The following is a 16,577-nucleotide window of genomic DNA, read 5'->3' as shown; positions in this document are numbered from 1 at the left end:
GTCTCGGCTAATCAATCATTGAATGGCAAGTATCGCATACCTGCGCTGGGGCGTTGCAAAGTGCGATAAGAGCTTAGTCAACGCTTGGCCTGCGGCGCCTGCCTTAGATACTGTGCTAGCGCCGCAGGAGGGCAGTTAGCTGTCTAGGCGTTCAATGATGGTTGCAATGCCCTGGCCAACGCCAATACACATGGTGACCAGCGCATAGCGCCCGCCAGTGGCTTCTAGCTGGCGCAGCGCAGTGAGTGCCAAACGTGCGCCCGAGGCACCTAGCGGGTGGCCAATGGCAATGGCACCACCGTTGGCATTAAGGCGCGGATCGTCGGCGGAAAGACCCAACTGCTTAACGCAGCCCAACACCTGCACCGCAAAGGCTTCGTTGATTTCAATCACGTCCATCTGCTCAAGCGAAAGGCCAGCCCGGGCCAGCGCTTTTTGCGAGGCGGGTACCGGCCCCAAGCCCATGACGCGGGGAGCAACGCCCGCCACGGCGCTGGCAACGATACGCGCTCGCGGAGCAAGCCCAGCTCGCTCGCCTGCTGCACGCGTGCCGACAATCAGCGCGGCAGCCCCGTCGTTTAATCCAGACGCGTTGCCTGCGGTCACGACACCGCCTTCAAACAGCGCGCCGAGTTTGGCCAATTTCTCCTCGGTGCTTTCAGCCCGGGGGTGCTCGTCTTTATCTACCAACAGCGGCGGCTGTTTGCGCCCTTGAGGCACTTCTACACCAAACATTTCGCCTTCATAAAAGCCGTTTGCCAGCGCCTTTGCATAGCGCGCTTGGGAGCGGGCTGCAAAGGCGTCGCTGGCCTCGCGGCCAATGTTCAGGTCGTGGGCAATGTTATCGGCAGTTTCCGGCATGCTGTGGCTGCCGTACTCTTTGGCAATCCACGGGTTGGGAAAGCGCGAGCCAATCACGGTATCGAACATCGGCTGATTGCGCGCGTAGGGGGAGTCGGCTTTGCCCAGCACGTAAGGTGCGCGGGACATGGACTCCACGCCGCCAGCCAAGAATAGCTCGCCCTCGCCTAAGCGAGCGGCACGGGCGGCATCCATCATGGCGGCTAAGCCACTGCCGCACAGGCGATTGACGGTTTGGCCTGCTACCTCAATTGGCAGGCCCGCCAGCAGCGCACCGTGACGGGCCACGTTGCGGGAATCTTCCCCCGCTTGGTTAGTGCAACCCGCCAACACCTCTTCGTAGCTTTCTGGGGCAAACGGATTACGCGCCACCAGTGCTTTGAGCGTTAGGCCCAGCAGCTCATCTGGGCGAATGGCCGCTAGGCTGCCGCCATGGCGACCAAAAGGGGTGCGTAATCCGTCGTAAATATAGGCGTCTTGCATGGTTATTTTCCTTGTTTGTGTAAGCCGTATTTGAGCCGTAGTTGAAACTGAGGGGTTTCAGCCCGTTGGCTCGTCAGTGAGGGGCATGCCCAGCGCGGCGCGGCGGCGCAGCCACGGACTAGGGCGATAGCGGGGGTCACCGGTAGCATCTAATAGGTTGTTCAAAATGGTCAGGATGCGCGAAGCGCCGTAATGGTCGCCCATGCGCAGCGGGCCAAATGGGTAGCCCAGGCCAAGTTCCACCGCACGATCAATAGTGGCGGGTGCAGCGACGCCTTGCTGTGCGATATCTGCCCCGACGTTGACGATGCAGGCCACTACTCGCTGCAGTACAAAGCCGGTGCTGTCTTGAAGCGTGCTGACCGGCGTGCCGTCAGCATTCAACAGGTTGGCGGCAGCATTGATCAGGTTTGGGCGGGTAATGGGGGAGGCCATCAGGCTGCGGCGCTTATCTAGCCCCGCCAGCATATCCACCGCGACGCACTGCTCGGCATTCAAGCCTTGGCGCAGGGCGCACTGCGTGGTGTCTTCGCCCAGCGGTGTCAGTAGGCAAAGCGCTGCTGAGGAGGGCTGATCCGCACTTTCTAGTGGCCAGCCCGCCGTGGCGACCAGTTCGGCAAGCTGGGCGGCGCTACCTGGGTCGTCTTGGCTGATCCACACGGGGCAAGGCGAGGCTGACGCAATGGCGGGCTCTTCCGGCATCTGCTGCTGGCCATCCACGTAGCGATAAAAGCCCTCACCAGTTTTGCGCCCCAGCAGGCCTGCTGAGAGCCGCTGGCGGGTGAGCGGTGAGGGGCGAAAGCGCGGCTCTTCATAATACTGGTGGTACACCGACTCCATCACCGCATGGGAAACATCCAGGCCGGTCAGGTCCAGCAGGGTAAACGGCCCCATTTTAAAACCACCTTGATCCACCATAATGCGGTCAATGGTGGCGGGGTCGGTCACGCTCTCACTCAGAACGCGCAGTGCTTCGGTGCCAAAAGCGCGCCCGGCGTGATTGACCAGAAAGCCAGGGGTGTCGGTGGCCTGGGCGGTAAAGTGGCCCATGGCGGTGCCCAGGGCATTAACCCGCTGAGTGACATCGTTAGCGGTACGTAACCCTGGAATCACTTCCACGATTTTCATCAGCGGGACTGGATTGAAAAAGTGAAAGCCAATCACGCGCTCTGGGTGCTGGCAGGCGGCAGCAATCGCGGTAACAGACAGCGAAGAGGTGTTGGTGGCGAGCACGGCATCCTGGCGAACAATGCCCTCTAAATCGCTAAACAGCCCCTGTTTTGCTTCCAGCTTCTCGATGATGGCTTCAACGACGATATCGCAAGGGGCGAGGGCGGCGAGGTCGCGGGCTTCAATCAATCGTTCGCCGTACTGCTCGGCTTGGGCTTGGGTAATCCGCTGCTTGTCGGCGCTGCGCTGCCATAACCCATTAATAAAGGCAGTCGCTTCCGCCACCGCGCCTTCTTTAACATCAAATAGCATGACGTTCAGGCCTGCCTGCGCGGCGAGCTGAGCAATCCCTCTACCCATGGCCCCCGTGCCGACAATGCCAAGCGTATTGAATGAATGGGTGACTGCGTCGCTGGACATAGGTCAAAATCCTCGCTGCTAGCGTTTTTGTTCTGCATTGCAAAATAGCATTTCGTTTATTGACTGCCATCCTAGGCTATGCAAAAGTGCCTGACAAGAGAGTGAACGCTAGTTCCGCCATGCAGAATTGTTGCAGGCCTCACTGCCCGCGCGAACGCCAACCATAAAAATATCGTTGCCACCAGGAGCCGTTATGATCCGTGATCCCGAACTGCTGAATCAGTTGGTTGATACCATTGCCCGCTTTGTCCGGGAGCGTTTGATTCCCAATGAGGCACGGCTTGCCGAAGAGGATGCAGTGCCCGCCGAGATCCTGGCGGAAATGAAGGAGATGGGGCTGTTCGGGCTATCCATTCCTGAAGAGTACGGCGGCTTAGGGCTCACGATGGAAGAAGAAGCTCTGGTAGCCATGGAAATCGGCAAAACGTCTCCCGCATTCCGCTCGGTATTTGGTACGAATAATGGCATCGGTGCCCAAGGCATTCTGATTGACGGCACTGAAGAGCAGAAAGCCAAATACGTGCCGCGCTTGGCCACCGGGGAAATTCTCAGCTCTTTCTGCTTAACCGAACCGGATTCCGGCTCCGATGCCGCCAGCCTGCGCACCACCGCCGTGCGCGATGGCGACCACTACGTGTTAAACGGCACCAAGCGCTATATCACCAACGGCCCGGAGGCGGACCTGTTCACCGTGATGGCGCGTACCGACCCAGACAACAAAGGCGCTGGCGGTATCTCCGCCTTTATTGTTGAAGGCAATACGCCTGGTCTGATTCGCGGCCCGGCAGATAACAAGATGGGCCAGAAGGGCGCGCATACCTGCGATATCATTTTTGATAACTGCCGTGTACCGGCTGAAAACATCATTGGCGGCAAAGAGGGGCAAGGCTTTAAAACCGCCATGAAAGTGCTCGACCGTGGGCGACTGCATATTTCTGCGGTGTGTGTGGGCGTGGCCGAGCGTTTGGTCGAAGAGTCGCTGCGCTACACCATGGAGCGTAAGCAGTTTGGTGCGCCGCTGGCGGAGCATCAACTGGTGCAGGCTATGCTGGCAGATAGCAAAACCGAAGCTTACGCAGGTAAAACCATGGTAATGGATGCCGCACGCCGCAAAGATGATGGCGAAAACGTCTCAACCCTAGCCTCCTGCTGCAAGCTGTTCTGTGCCGAGATGGTGGGTCGCGTCGCGGATCGCGCCGTGCAGGTGCACGGCGGTGCGGGCTATATGTCGGAATACGCCGTAGAGCGTTTCTACCGCGATGTGCGCTTGTTCCGCATTTACGAAGGGACGACGCAAATTCAGCAGCTGGTGATTGCCCGGAACATGGTGCGGGAGGCGTCCTAATGGCTCTGTCGGTCCCTTACCAAGCGCCAGATGAGAAGATCTTTGGCCGTCTGGCAAGCGAGCTTTTAGCAGAACTTCCCGAGCGCTTGAGCACCCGCGTGCTGGAAAACGCGAAACGCCTAGCGGATCACCCCGCGCTTGTGGATGGCAACGTTCGCTGGAGCTACGCCGAGCTGGGGCAAGAGATTCATGCCGCCTGCGAGTGGTTAGCTAATTTAGGCGTACGGCCTGGCGACCGTATTATGACGGTCAGTGAAAACTGCCGTGCCCTGGTGGTCCTGCTGTTGGCCGCCAGTGAAATGGATGTTTGGGTCGCGATTGTCAATTCGCGCCTCTCCGCTCAGGAAGTGGATTTAATCCAAGGCAACTGCCTGCCGCGCCGAGTGTTTTACACCTGCGAAGCCTCCCGAGAGGCGAGCCAGCACGCCGAGCGCCACGCGGCCGACCGCTATCAGCATCCGCAGTTGGGCGGCCTAGCGATTTCACCGCTATTTGAGAGCGAGCCAGAGCCTGTTCACGCCAGCGGTGCTGAGCAGGTGGCGGCGATGATCTACACCTCAGGCACCACCGGTACGCCGAAAGGCGTCATGCTGACCCATCGCGGTATTCTGTATATCGCTTCTATTTCCGGCGGCATGCGCCATCTGAGCGAAGGGCAGCGGGTGTATGGCGTGCTGCCCATGTCTCATGTGTTTGGTCTCTCATCGGTGTGTATGGGCTCGCTGTATAACGGCGCGTGCCTGTACACCGTGCCCCGCTTTGACGCGGTACAGCTGCTGGCAACGCTCAAAGAGGAGCGCATTACCGTGCTTCAGGGTGTGCCGGCCATGTACGCTCGCGCCCTGGAGTACTTGAAGCGTGAGCAGCGAGCGTTAGAAGCGCCTGCGCTTATCTATATGTCTGCAGGCGGCTCGCCGCTGGATAGCGATACCAAAACCCGTGTTGAAGCTGCGTTTGGCCTAACGCTGCACAATGGCTACGGCCTCACCGAAGCCAGCCCAACGATTAGTCAAACCCGCATTGAAGACCGCCACCAGAGCAGCACTGTGGGCCGCGTGCTGCCGCTGTTGGAGTATCGGTTAGAGCCCTTAGGCAGCAGCGGCACGTCAGAAAAGGCAGGCGATGAGATCGGCGAGCTGTGGGTGCGTGGCCCTAATATCATGAAGGGCTACTTCCGCCAGCCGGACGCCACCCGCGCCACCTTAACGGAAGATGGCTGGCTCAATACCGGTGATATCGCCAAGCTGGATCACGACGATCAGCTCTATATCGTGGGCCGCAGTAAAGAGCTGATTATTCGCTCGGGCTTCAACATCTACCCGCCGGATGTAGAAGCAGTGATTAATGAGCATCCTGCGGTGACGTTAACCGCAGTGGTTGGGCGGCAGGTGGCAGGCAATGAAGAGGTCGTGGCATTTGTGCAGTGCGAGCCGGGTATTGAGGTTGATATGGCAGAACTCAAAGCCTTTATTGCCGAGCGGCTTGCGCCCTATAAGCGGCCGACCCAAATCGTGCTGATGGATGCGCTGCCTTCTACCGCCAGCGGTAAGATTTTAAAAGGGCGGCTACGCGACTTGGCCCAGCAGGAGAGCGCTTTATGAGCGACACAGACAGCGCGATCGCTTCCACCACGCCCCAGGCGCTGATGGGCTATCACGAATTGCTGGGCATGCACGTGGTGGAGTGGGAAGAGGGGCGCGCAGTGGTGGAACTCACCATTGAACCCAAGCACCTTAACCGCAGCGGCAATGTACATGGCGGCGTACTGGCTTCCATGCTGGACAGTGCCTTAAGCCTAGCGGGCCTGCACTGCGATGTGCCGGGGAATATTCGTCGCGGGATGACGCTGTCACTCACTACCACCTTTGTGGGGCCTGCTAAGCAAGGCGTGCTGCGGGCCACGGGCACGCTGCGCGGCGGCGGGCAAAAAACCTTCATGACCAGCGGTCAGATCGTGGATGAGCGGGGCAACCTTGTCGCTATGGGCGAAGGCTCTTTTCGCCGCCGTAGCGGTAGCGAATCGTCACAAGGCGTTCCCGACCCGCAGTTGAGGGAGCCTAGCGAGTGAGCCCAGCCCGCCTGCGGGTTTCCTGTTTGCTACTGGTGACGCTTGCCACGCTGATCCATTTGGTGGGTGGCAGCGTGGCGTGGCAAGCCGCAGGCATTGTTGCGCTGCTGCTCTATTTGATGACCCTGAAAGGTCAACTCACCCGCATGGCCAAGGGGCTGCTGTGTGCCGCTGGCGTACTCACACTGCTCGCGCTGTGGCGCTCGCCTACGCCTGGGCAACTGCTGTTTGAGGCGAGTGGGCGTTTCGCGTTTTTTGCTACCTTTGTGGTGGCGCTGAGTATGCTGCGCCTACCTGCCTATCGCTCTCGTTTAGTGCGCCGCTGCGGGCAAAGCATGCTGCTTCAGCCGCCTAGCCGTCGCTACCCGATCTTATCCCTGGGTTCGGCGCTGTTTGGCATCATTTTGAACATTGGCGTGCTGAATCTGTTCGCCGCGATGATCGAGAAGAGCAATACCCTCAGTGCCGCCCAAGGGCGCGCCTGGGTGCGTGAGGCCCGCCAGCGGCGCATGATGCTAGCGCTGCTGCGCGGGTTTTCGCTGGCCCCGCTGATTTCGCCCATGGGTATCGGGGTGGCCGTGGTCCTCTCAAGCCTTCCCCAGGTCACCTGGCCACAGCTGGCACCCTATATTCTCGGGGCCGCCGCGCTGATTTTTATGGCGGGCTGGGCGGTGGACTACTTCACCGGCCCGCACCCACCCGCCAATAAAACCTATGTCACCCCGTCGCTGCGCCCGTTGGCGCAGTTTAGCGTTTTGCTAATCGGCATTGTGGCGCTGGTGTTTTCCATTGCGTGGCTGCTGGAGTTACGACTACCCATTGCCGCGCTGCTGGGCGCGCCTACCGGGGCGCTTTTATGGCTGGCTTGGCAGCGTCGCAGGCTGGGCTTTGGCGGGTTGCCTGCCGCCATAACGGCGGTGCATCGTCAGCTACCTTGGTTGCTGTCTCCCAGCGCTAATGAAATCGTGGTGCTGGGGGCGGCAGGCTATTTGGGGCATGTATGCGTGGGCTTGGTGGATACTCAGCAGCTAGCACCGCTATTGGCGGTGCTAGACCCGCTGGGCACTTTGAATGCGGTGTTGGCCATGCTGATGGTGGTGGGGCTAGCGCAAATAGGCGTCAACCCGATTGTTACGGTGACGCTGTTGGTGGGCTTGCTCCCCACGCTGGGCATTGAAGGGTTAACGCCTGAGCTGATTGGGGCATCGTTAATGGTAGGCTGGGCGCTGGCGCTGATGTCATCACCAATGACCGCTTCCATGCTGATTCTCTCGCGCTTTACCGGCGTACCCGCCACCCGCATCGGTTACCGCTGGAACGGACGCTTTCTGGTCGCTGCCATCCCGCTGCTGGCGTTATGGTTTGGTTGGTCGCCTTTCTGAGGTGGGCTGTTCAAGGAAACGCTTGACCTTTGGCAGGCGTTTTTTTATTGTTATTTTTATAAAGTGAAATATTATTTTGCTATGCGGAATAAAAAGCCGATGGTTCAATCGCTGGAGCATGCCTTATGAAAATCCTCGTCGCGGTGAAACGCGTCATCGACTACAACGTCAAAATCCGCGTCAAAGCGGACCATTCTGATGTGGACCTTACCAACGTCAAAATGGCCATGAACCCCTTCTGCGAAATTGCCGTGGAAGAGGCGGTGCGCCTGAAAGAGAAGGGTGTGGCTACCGAAGTCGTGGCCGTGACCGTAGGCCCCAAGGCTGCCCAAGAGCAGCTGCGCACCGCGCTGGCGCTGGGGGCTGACCGCGCCATCCACATTGAAACCGACGAGCGCGCCGAATCGCTGGCGGTGGCTAAACTGCTGGCCAAAGTGGTGGACGAAGAGCAGCCCGGTTTGGTGATCCTTGGCAAACAAGCCATCGACACCGACAACAACCAGACCGGCCAGATGCTCGCCGCGCTGACCAATCTGCCCCAGGGCACGTTTGCTTCGGAAGTGGCGGTAGACGGCGACAAGGTTAATGTGACGCGTGAAATCGACGGCGGCCTGCAAACCGTGGCCCTCACACTGCCGGCGATCGTCACCACCGACCTGCGCCTGAACGAGCCGCGCTACGCCAAGCTGCCGGACATCATGAAGGCCAAGAAGAAGCCGTTGGATGTCAAAACCCCCGCTGACTACGGCGTGGAAGTGGCCTCCAAGGTCACGCTGCTCAAAGTGGAATCCCCCGCCGAGCGCAAAGGCGGTATCAAAGTCGCCTCGGTGGACGAGCTGATCGACAAACTGAAAAACGAAGCCAAAGTGCTTTAAAAGGAGCTGATCTCATGAGCATTCTGGTACTTGCCGACCTTCATGAAGGTCAGTTGGCGGGCGCGACCGCTCACGTCGTGGCGGCGGCCCAGGCCATTGGTGGCGATATTGATGTGCTGGTCGCCGGTGAAGGCGTCCAAGCGGCTGCCGAGGCGGCCGCCAAACTCGACGGCGTGAGCAAAGTACGCGTGGCGGACAACGCCGTGTACGCCCACCAGCTGGCCGAGCCCATGGGCGCGCTGCTGGTGGAGCTGGCGGGTGATTACACCCACGTACTGGCCAGCGCTTCCACCACCGGTAAAAACGTCCTGCCACGCTTGGCGGCCCTGAAAGATGTCAGCCAGCTGTCGGATGTGCTCGGCGTCGAAAGCGCCGATACCTTCCTGCGCCCGATCTATGCCGGTAACGCCATCGCTACGGTCAAAAGTGACGACGCGCTGAAAGTCATCACCATCCGCAGTACAGGTTTCGATGCGGTCGGTACCGGTGGTAGCGCCACAACGGAAGCGGTGGACTTCGTCGCCGACAACGCCCAGTCCAGCTTCGTCAAACAAGAGCTGGCGCAAAGCGACCGCCCGGAACTCGGTGGCGCCAAGGTCGTCATCTCCGGTGGCCGCGGCATGGGCAACGGCGAGAACTTCAAACTGCTGGACGGCATTGCCGACAAGCTGGGCGCGGCCATTGGCGCTTCCCGTGCGGCGGTCGATGCGGGCTTCGTGCCCAACGACATGCAGGTGGGCCAGACCGGTAAGATCGTCGCGCCTGAGCTGTACATTGCGGTGGGTATTTCAGGTGCCATCCAGCACTTGGCGGGCATGAAAGACTCCAAGGTGATCGTCGCCATCAACAAAGACGACGAAGCACCGATCTTCCAGGTGGCCGACTATGGACTAGTGGGAGATCTGTTCGAGATCCTGCCGGAGCTGGAAAGCAAGCTGTAAAAGCTTCTTGCATCCTGCATCCACGTCTTGGTCGGAATAACCCGTAGCGGGGGTCTTTCGCCATGGATGGCGAAAGTAGCGCCCATGGATGGGTTCACAGCGCCCCCGCGTAGGGTTGTTCCGACCATACCACTGCAGTGTGACATCTTATTGAAAGGCCCTGTGGGGCCTTTTGCAGTATTGCTTCAAAATAATAACTAGCGAGTTTTCCATGCTAACCCAACTGACTGCCTCGATGACGCTGCCGGTTATCGGCTCTCCCATGTTTATCGTTTCTGGCCCTGAGCTGGTCATTGCCCAGTGTAAGGCGGGGATTATTGGCGCGTTTCCGGCGCTGAACGCTAGGCCTGCGGAAGTGCTTCGGGAGTGGCTGCAACAGATTACCGAGACGCTGGCCGACTACAGCGCCCGGCACCCGCAGCAGCCCGCCGCACCGTTTGCGGTGAACCAGATCGTGCACCCCTCCAATGACCGTCTGGATCACGATGTGGCGCTATGCGCTGAGTTCAAGGTGCCACTGATCATTACCAGCCTGCATGCGCCCAATCGGGTGGTCGAGCAAGTGCACGCTTATGGAGGCATGGTATTTCACGACGTGACTACACTCAGGCACGCTAAAAAAGCCATCGATGCCGGGGTGGATGGGCTGATTTTGGTCTGCCATGGGGCAGGCGGCCATGCGGGGCGGCTTAACCCCTTCGCCTTTGTGGCGGAGGTCAGGCAGTTTTACGATGGTCCGCTGGTGCTGGCAGGGGCGATAACCAAAGGCGAGCAGATCGCTGCCGCTCAGGCGCTGGGCGTGGACATGGTGTATATGGGCACGCGCTTTATTGCCACCCAGGAGGCCAATGCTCAGCCAGCGTACAAGCAGATGGTATTGGAAGCCGCTGCGGGGGATATCGTCTATACCAACCTATTTACTGGCGTGCACGGAAACTACCTGCGCCAAAGCATCGAGCTGGCCGGGCTTGACCCAGAGGCACTGCCAGAGGGCGACAAAAGCGCCATGCGCTATGGGTCAGGCGGCAGCAGCAAGGCAAAAGCGTGGCGAGATATTTGGGGTGCCGGGCAGGGAGTGGGGGGCATTACCACACTGAACAGCGTGGCCGATGAAGTAGCCACGCTGCATGCGGATTATCAGCAAGCACTGGATCAGCTGCGACGGCGCTGACGAAAAGCAGCCACGCGGGAATGAAAATCCTCGGTGGCTTTACACTCATCCTGCAGTGCGCCTTCAAGCGTTAGCGTGTCGTCAAGCGACAGGTTCGCTGCCTGTCGCATGGCCTGTTTCGTTGCTCCCAGCGCTTGAGGTGACTGAGCCACCAGGGCCTGTGCCAGCGCTCGTGCTTCCGCTAACACCTGATCATCTTCCACTGCTCGGTTGGCTAGGCCCAGCGCCACACATCGCTCGGCGTCGATGGGTGTAGCCAGTGCCGCCATCTCAAAAGCTTGGGCGTGGCCAAGCTTGCGTACCAAATGCCAGCAAGCTCCGCCGTCGGGAATCAAGCCAATATTGATAAAGGCCAGTTTTAGGTAAGCCGAGCGGCCCATCACCACCATATCGCTGGCCAGCACGTAGGACACACCAATCCCTGCGGCAGCGCCGCTCACCGCGGCGATTACGGGCTTTTCCATCGTCATCATGCTGCGCAGCGCAGGCAAAAAAAGCGTTGCCAGCCGCTCGCTGGCAGGCTGGGTGGAGGCCTTTTCGAATTCCGCTAAATCAGCACCGGCACAAAAAGCGCTACCTTCACCGCTGAGAATCACGCAACGCACCTGCGGGTCGGTCGCCACGGTCGCTAATGCGTCATTGAGCGCCAGGGCCGTGGGCTCGTTGAGGGCATTGCGCACCGCAGGGCGCGCAATGGTCACTTCGGCGATACCGCCCTCGGTAGTCTCAACGCGTACAAGTGACGTTTCTTCACTGTGCATGAGCTGCTCCTTAGGCGGCATTGAGCTGTTCGCTCACCGTCTCAAGGTGATAGTCGCTGTCGCCCAGGTAGTGATCAAACATCACCAGATGTTTGGCGTAGTGGGCCACGTAGCACTCTTCGGTCATACCCATGCCGCCATGAAGCTGAATGGCCTGTTCCGCAATAAAGCGCGCAGACTCGCCGCAGTAAGCCTTGGCCGCGGCGATTTTATAGTCCCGCTCGTCAGCAGGCAGCGAGAGGCTGGTGGCGGCGAGAATTGCCATGGAGCGCGACTGTTCTAGGTGGAGGTGCATGTCCACCATGCGGTGCTGCAGTGACTGGAACGTGGCTAGCGGTAGGCCAAACTGCTTGCGCTCTTTTAAATAGGCGAGGGTTTGGTCGCAGGCAGTTTCCATCGCACCAATGGCCTCGGCACACAGCGCGGCGCGGCCCAGGGCCAGCACCTCTGCCAGTGCGTCACTGGCGTCTTCGCTTAGGCAGTTCTCTAGCGGCAGAGTCACGCTGTTCAACGTTAGGTCACCGGCGGGTTGGTCATCCATCGTGCGATAGGTCTGTAAGGTGACGCCTTGCGTATTGGCAGGGACGATAAACACGCCTAGCTTGCCGGTAGGCAGTTGGGCGGTCACCAGCGTGGCGGCGGCACTGCCTAGATTCATCACTACATCTTTGCGGCCGTTAAGCTGCCACTGGCCATCGTGTTGGCTCGCTTGGGTCGAAATGTCGAACGCGTCATAGCGGGCGTTGTGTTCTTGCCAAGCCAAGGAGAGCTGGTGTTCACCTTCCAACAACGGGGCCAGCCAGCGCTCCTGCTGTGCTGAGTTGGCGCATAGCGCCAGCAGCTGCCCGGGCATAACTAACCCAAACAGGTACGCTTCCGGCACCAAGCCGCGCCCCAAGGCCTGCATAATAATCATTACATCGGTGCCATCGCCGCCTAGCCCGCCTACGTCTTCGCTAAACGGCATATGCAGCAGACCTAATTCTGCGAACGTTCTCCAGAGTGGGCTGGCACCTTGTGCTGGGGCTTCCAGCATAGCGCGGCGCTGCTCGGGCGTTACCTGATCGGCCACTAAGCGTGTCAGTGTCTCTTCGAGCATGCGCTGCTCGTCGGTGAGTGCAAAATCCATGGTGACCCCCTTACATACCTAAAATGGTTTTAGCGACGATGCTTTTTTGAATCTCGTTGGCACCGCCATAAATCGACAGCTTGCGACGATTAAAATACTGGGCGCTGGCGGCAGCGCCTTGGGCGTATTCGTCATCTAGCGACGCATCACCATGGAGAAACTCGGGGAGGAATGGCAGGGCAGCAGGCCCAAGCGCACGGCGGGTAAGCTCACTAATCTCTTGGCGCAGTTCAGAGCCGCGTACTTTTAGCAGCGAGCTTTCTGCACCCGGCACTCCGCCATCCCGCGCTGCGGCAATCACGCGCAGGTTGGTCACTTCCAGCGCCATCAGCTCAAGCTCGGCTTTGACCACACGCTGGCGAAAGCTGGGGAGCGATAAAAGCGGCTTGCCGCGATGCTGCATACGGGAGGCGAGGGACTTCAAGTGGCGCAGTGCCTGCTTGGCGTGGCCAAGCCCGGCAATGCCGGTGCGCTCGTGGGTAAGCAAGAATTTGGCGCAGGTCCAGCCTTGGCCCTCTTCACCCACGCGGTTTTCTACCGGCACGCGCACATTATCGAGAAACACTTCGTTGACTTCATGAGCACCGTCGAGGGTGATAATCGGCCGTACGGTAATGCCGGGGGTCTGCATATCGATCAGCAAAAAGCTGATACCCGCCTGCTTTTTAGCGTGGGGGTCGGTGCGCACCAAACAGAACATCATATTGGCGTGCTGGCCTAGGGTGGTCCAGGTTTTCTGCCCGTTGACGATGTAGTGGTCGCCATTGAGCACGGCGCGGGTGGATAAGCCCGCCAAATCCGAGCCAGCACCCGGCTCGGAGTAGCCCTGGCACCACCAGTCCTGGTTATTAAGAATCCGCGGCAGGTAGTGCTGTTGTTGCTCCACACTGCCAAATTTCATGATCACTGGCGCGACCATATTGACGCCAAAGGGCACCACCGTAGGGGCGTGGGCGGCGGCACACTCTTCATCGAAGATATGTCGCTGCACCGGGCACCAGCCTGGACCGCCGTGCTCAACAGGCCAGTTGGCGGCAAGCCACCCTTGATCGCTGAGAATATTCTGCCAGCGGATGTGGTCATCGGCGCGCAGATGCCGCCCAAGGCGCACACGATCACGGATGTCGCTCGGCAGTGCATCGGCTAAAAATCGGCGGACTTCCTCGCGGAATGCCTGCTCTTCGGGGCTAAACGTCAGGTTCATGAGTGTGCATCCTCGGAAGGCGTCGATAAAGTGTATTTCAGAGTGGCTTGGCGGTGCGGCCCGCCCAAATGGCGTGGGTAGTCCAGCGCTTCCACTGCCAGCAAATCAATATCGCTCTCGCGGTAGCAGGCGCCTTGCTGTGCTAGCGTCAGGCTCGCCTGCTCCATGGCTGACTGAGCGTCGTTGTCGGGCGCTTGCTTTGCGGCGTTATAAAGCGTGCTCAATACGCTTTGAGATTGAGTTACCACGACATTTGCCCGCAGCGCTTTGAGTGTTAAGGCAGCCCGCTGCTGGTCGGTCGCGCTGGCACTGTGATTGACCAATTCATGGAAGGGGCCGCGCTCGGCAAGCACTAGGCTGAGAGGTGATGTTGAGGCATTTGCGGTAAGTAACTGCAGCGCTACGGTGACCGCTTGAGAAGGGCAGGCGCTGGCATCTTCGCCAGGGGCTAGCAGGCACAGCTCAGTGCTATCGTTTGGGGTATCGGTAAGCGTTATGCTGGCGCGCTGGGCGGCGCTATGAAGCGTCTCAAAAAGCGGGTGTTTACCGATAAGGGCGATCTGCGCAAAGGGCTCAGCATTGTCTACGCCAGGGACAACATGGGGATTTCTAGCGGCAAAAAACAGGTGAATCAGCCCTGCGCGCTGCGGGGAGTCCATACAGGCAAGAAACAGCTCACGCTCGCGGCGCAAGCCCTCTTCCAGAGATGCTGCTTTGGTGCAGGCGTCAACGGCTTCCACAATGCGAAACGGTGAAAACAGTGCCGGTGCGCTGGATTCAAGCTGCTCTCGCATGTCATCAATGGCCTGGGAGTTGGCCTCTGGAGTGGGTAACTGACCGGTGATGCGCGCCTGCTGTTGTCCCGCTAATACCTCTTTTGCCGCTGCCAAACCCGCTTCCAGCGGTGTTTGGGCATCGCTGATGGCATCGATAATGCCGATATCCTGCGCTTCAGCGGCGTCTACAAAGCGCCCGCTAGTGATGATGTCTAGGGATCTTTCCACACCTACCAAACGGGGCAGCCGCTGAGTACCGCCTGCGCCGGGCAGTAAGCCAAGCTTCACTTCCGGTAAACCAACGCGGGTGCCTGCCAGCGCAATTCGATAGTGGCAACCCAGCGCAACTTCCAAGCCGCCACCTAGCGCGGTGCCGTGTAGCGATGCGATGAGCGGTTTAGGGCAGGCTTCTAGCTGGGTAATGACATCCGGTAGCAGCGGTGCTTGAGGCGGCTTACCAAATTCGCGTATATCGGCCCCGGCGATAAAAGTGCGCCCCTCTGCCATCACCACCAGTGCTTGGGCCTGCTGGTCGGCCAACCCCTCTTCAAGGGCGCTGAGCAAACCGCTACGCACCGCTTGGCTCAATGCGTTGACGGGCGGGTTAGCGATACTAATGACGCCGACCTCGCCATGTCGCTGGTAGTGAACACTCATAGTGGCTCCCGTATTTCGCTATATGAAATTTAAAGTTGTTATTCGGAATGAGGTGATCATGGCGAAAGACGCCGTTGGAGTCAATAATGCAAAACAACGTTCTGCATTGCGGAACGTTGTTGGCTAAACAAAAGGCCGCGCAGAGGCGGCCTTAGGTAATGATTTCCGTCGTGATTGAAGCAACATCAAAAAACGGGGTTTAACCCAGCTTCTTGTAAGGCAGCCCGCCGGGTTTCCATCCAGCCGTCGATAAACGCCGTTTCGTCTTCGGGCGCATCGGCTTGATAGGCTTCCCAGGTGTCCATTAGCAGCTGTTGCCGCTCCACCAGGGCGTTTTGGTGGGCGTCCATTTCATCGGTCCATACACCGCTTTCTTGGTAGTACGCCACCACGGCATCGTGGAACGGCACCACCCAGGTCATGTTTTGATTCTCAAGGGCATAGCCGCTAGCCCCTGGGGCGTTATCTTTATAGTCGTCGAAGGACTCCACTAGCGTGGTGATCAAGCCGGTGACGGTTTCTGGCGCTAAATCCGCGTTGCTCACCATGATCGGATAGGGGTAGCTGGCGCTGGCAAGTGGCTGGTCAGCGTTAATACCTGCGCCTGAAGTGACGTCGTGGGGTTGGAAGTAGGGGGCCACCTCCAGCATCTGTGCCCAACCTGCGGCGTCTTCAGTGGGTAGCTCCGGCCACTGCAATCCACGCGGGCTCGCCGCCAAGCGTTGGGCGGCAGGGGTAACCGTCGTGGTAATAGCGGCATCGGCGCGGCCGCTGATAATGCCGTCGAAGGCGGCGTTGTAGCCGGGGAAGTCAACGCGCTCGACGTCATCCCAGGTCAAACCCGCGAAAGCTAGGTAGGCTTCAGCGGCTTTGTTCAGGGCGTCGTCGCCGCGCAGGTAGGCTAGACGTTTACCTTCCAGATCGGCGATGGAATCCATCTCTACGTCGCCTGCCACGGCCATACCTAACCCAAAGCTGGCCATGGAGGTAGAAATCACCCGAATGGGCTGCGGGCCCCAGTCCGGCCCGGCGAACATCATCACGCCTTCAGAGCCGTAGTAGCTGGCAATGCCGCAGGCGCAGAGATCCACGCGTCCCGTTTTCAGCGGTGTCATGCGCATGGTGTCGTTTTCACCCGGGATGACGCGGGACTGAGTGCCGTGCTCCTCTTGTAGCAGCTGGCTGATGGCCATAATCTGCGCATGGCCACTGGTGCCGGTGCCATACGCGGTCCAGTTCAGCGTGCTAGGCATGGCGCTGGCGCTGCCAGCCGCCAGCAGGCCTGCTGTTAAACTACCGAGTACGAGGGTGAGATTTGTTTTTGTGCTCATAAG

14 protein-coding genes are annotated in these 16,577 nt (G+C 59.4%); 7 read left to right on the top strand and 7 right to left on the bottom strand.

Annotated features, from left to right (window positions below):
• Positions 1 to 135 precede the first annotated feature (135 nt).
• Positions 136 to 1,344, bottom strand: a complete 1,209-nt coding sequence (locus tag ACIGG6_RS02840) for a 3-oxoadipyl-CoA thiolase (RefSeq protein ID WP_399842038.1) — start codon at positions 1,342 to 1,344, stop codon at positions 136 to 138.
• Between the two features lie 57 nt (positions 1,345 to 1,401).
• Positions 1,402 to 2,934, bottom strand: a complete 1,533-nt coding sequence (locus ACIGG6_RS02835) for a 3-hydroxyacyl-CoA dehydrogenase (protein ID WP_399842035.1) — start codon at positions 2,932 to 2,934, stop codon at positions 1,402 to 1,404.
• Between the two features lie 193 nt (positions 2,935 to 3,127).
• Here ACIGG6_RS02835 and ACIGG6_RS02830 point away from each other — a divergent pair, with 193 nt between their 5' ends.
• The 7 genes from ACIGG6_RS02830 to ACIGG6_RS02800 all read left to right on the top strand — a co-directional run bounded on the left by ACIGG6_RS02830 (position 3,128) and on the right by ACIGG6_RS02800 (position 10,716).
• Positions 3,128 to 4,279 (top strand): acyl-CoA dehydrogenase family protein, encoded by a 1,152-nt coding sequence (locus tag ACIGG6_RS02830; protein WP_083023559.1) that lies wholly within the window; start codon positions 3,128 to 3,130, stop codon positions 4,277 to 4,279.
• Positions 4,279 to 5,880, top strand: a complete 1,602-nt coding sequence (locus ACIGG6_RS02825; RefSeq protein ID WP_399842033.1) for a class I adenylate-forming enzyme family protein — start codon at positions 4,279 to 4,281, stop codon at positions 5,878 to 5,880. Before ACIGG6_RS02830 ends, ACIGG6_RS02825 begins: the two co-directional genes overlap by 1 nt.
• Positions 5,877 to 6,347, top strand: coding sequence for a PaaI family thioesterase (locus ACIGG6_RS02820; RefSeq protein ID WP_399842031.1), 471 nt, complete (start codon positions 5,877 to 5,879; stop codon positions 6,345 to 6,347). Before ACIGG6_RS02825 ends, ACIGG6_RS02820 begins: the two co-directional genes overlap by 4 nt.
• The gene (locus ACIGG6_RS02815; protein WP_062373855.1) at positions 6,344 to 7,729 is read left to right on the top strand and encodes a hypothetical protein; all 1,386 of its coding nucleotides are present in this window, start codon (positions 6,344 to 6,346) and stop codon (positions 7,727 to 7,729) included. The genes ACIGG6_RS02820 and ACIGG6_RS02815 overlap by 4 nt, the downstream gene beginning before the upstream one ends.
• Before the next feature lie 125 nt (positions 7,730 to 7,854).
• Positions 7,855 to 8,604 carry an electron transfer flavoprotein subunit beta/FixA family protein gene (locus ACIGG6_RS02810; RefSeq protein WP_101147005.1) on the top strand — a complete coding sequence of 250 codons (750 nt, stop codon included), beginning with the start codon at positions 7,855 to 7,857 and terminating at the stop codon, positions 8,602 to 8,604.
• Positions 8,605 to 8,618: 14 nt separating this feature from the next.
• Positions 8,619 to 9,545, top strand: a complete 927-nt coding sequence (locus ACIGG6_RS02805) for an electron transfer flavoprotein subunit alpha/FixB family protein (RefSeq protein WP_399842028.1) — start codon at positions 8,619 to 8,621, stop codon at positions 9,543 to 9,545.
• Between the two features lie 211 nt (positions 9,546 to 9,756).
• Positions 9,757 to 10,716 carry an NAD(P)H-dependent flavin oxidoreductase gene (locus tag ACIGG6_RS02800; RefSeq protein WP_399842026.1) on the top strand — a complete coding sequence of 320 codons (960 nt, stop codon included), beginning with the start codon at positions 9,757 to 9,759 and terminating at the stop codon, positions 10,714 to 10,716.
• Here the strand turns inward: ACIGG6_RS02800 and ACIGG6_RS02795 are convergent.
• The 5 genes from ACIGG6_RS02795 to ACIGG6_RS02775 form a co-directional block, all read right to left on the bottom strand.
• Complete coding sequence (locus ACIGG6_RS02795) at positions 10,698 to 11,477, bottom strand: enoyl-CoA hydratase/isomerase family protein (protein ID WP_399842025.1); 780 nt, start codon at positions 11,475 to 11,477, stop codon at positions 10,698 to 10,700. The genes ACIGG6_RS02800 and ACIGG6_RS02795 overlap by 19 nt on opposite strands.
• A 10-nt stretch (positions 11,478 to 11,487) precedes the next feature.
• On the bottom strand, positions 11,488 to 12,606 hold the full coding sequence (locus tag ACIGG6_RS02790; protein WP_339882173.1) for an acyl-CoA dehydrogenase family protein: 1,119 nt from the start codon (positions 12,604 to 12,606) through the stop codon (positions 11,488 to 11,490).
• A 10-nt stretch (positions 12,607 to 12,616) separates the two neighbouring features.
• A complete protein-coding gene (locus tag ACIGG6_RS02785; protein WP_399842024.1) occupies positions 12,617 to 13,810 on the bottom strand; it encodes an acyl-CoA dehydrogenase family protein in 1,194 nt (397 codons plus the stop codon).
• Entirely contained in the window at positions 13,807 to 15,243 is a 1,437-nt protein-coding gene (locus ACIGG6_RS02780) for an enoyl-CoA hydratase/isomerase family protein (RefSeq protein ID WP_399842021.1), read from the bottom strand. The genes ACIGG6_RS02785 and ACIGG6_RS02780 overlap by 4 nt, the downstream gene beginning before the upstream one ends.
• 185 nt (positions 15,244 to 15,428) lie before the next feature.
• Positions 15,429 to 16,574, bottom strand: coding sequence for a TAXI family TRAP transporter solute-binding subunit (locus ACIGG6_RS02775; RefSeq protein ID WP_399842019.1), 1,146 nt, complete (start codon positions 16,572 to 16,574; stop codon positions 15,429 to 15,431).
• Positions 16,575 to 16,577 lie beyond the last annotated feature (3 nt).

It is taken from the genome of Vreelandella lionensis (assembly GCF_044543515.1).
Taxonomy (GTDB): Bacteria; Pseudomonadota; Gammaproteobacteria; order Pseudomonadales; family Halomonadaceae; genus Vreelandella; species Vreelandella lionensis.
Note: the sequence above shows the minus strand (reverse complement) of the source record. Positions and strands in the feature narration are given on the sequence as shown.

What these genes read in the sequence shown, in the direction of transcription:
- ACIGG6_RS02820 (WP_399842031.1), top strand. Translation starts at nt 5,877, where the DNA reads ATGAGCGACACAGACAGCGCGATCGCTTCCACCACGCCCCAGGCGCTG.
- ACIGG6_RS02830 (WP_083023559.1), top strand. Translation starts at nt 3,128, where the DNA reads ATGATCCGTGATCCCGAACTGCTGAATCAGTTGGTTGATACCATTGCC.
- ACIGG6_RS02780 (WP_399842021.1), bottom strand. Translation starts at nt 15,243, where the DNA reads ATGAGTGTTCACTACCAGCGACATGGCGAGGTCGGCGTCATTAGTATC.
- ACIGG6_RS02835 (WP_399842035.1), bottom strand. Translation starts at nt 2,934, where the DNA reads ATGTCCAGCGACGCAGTCACCCATTCATTCAATACGCTTGGCATTGTC.
- ACIGG6_RS02795 (WP_399842025.1), bottom strand. Translation starts at nt 11,477, where the DNA reads ATGCACAGTGAAGAAACGTCACTTGTACGCGTTGAGACTACCGAGGGC.
- ACIGG6_RS02800 (WP_399842026.1), top strand. Translation starts at nt 9,757, where the DNA reads ATGCTAACCCAACTGACTGCCTCGATGACGCTGCCGGTTATCGGCTCT.
- ACIGG6_RS02805 (WP_399842028.1), top strand. Translation starts at nt 8,619, where the DNA reads ATGAGCATTCTGGTACTTGCCGACCTTCATGAAGGTCAGTTGGCGGGC.
- ACIGG6_RS02790 (WP_339882173.1), bottom strand. Translation starts at nt 12,606, where the DNA reads ATGGATTTTGCACTCACCGACGAGCAGCGCATGCTCGAAGAGACACTG.
- ACIGG6_RS02840 (WP_399842038.1), bottom strand. Translation starts at nt 1,344, where the DNA reads ATGCAAGACGCCTATATTTACGACGGATTACGCACCCCTTTTGGTCGC.
- ACIGG6_RS02825 (WP_399842033.1), top strand. Translation starts at nt 4,279, where the DNA reads ATGGCTCTGTCGGTCCCTTACCAAGCGCCAGATGAGAAGATCTTTGGC.
- ACIGG6_RS02785 (WP_399842024.1), bottom strand. Translation starts at nt 13,810, where the DNA reads ATGAACCTGACGTTTAGCCCCGAAGAGCAGGCATTCCGCGAGGAAGTC.
- ACIGG6_RS02775 (WP_399842019.1), bottom strand. Translation starts at nt 16,574, where the DNA reads ATGAGCACAAAAACAAATCTCACCCTCGTACTCGGTAGTTTAACAGCA.
- ACIGG6_RS02810 (WP_101147005.1), top strand. Translation starts at nt 7,855, where the DNA reads ATGAAAATCCTCGTCGCGGTGAAACGCGTCATCGACTACAACGTCAAA.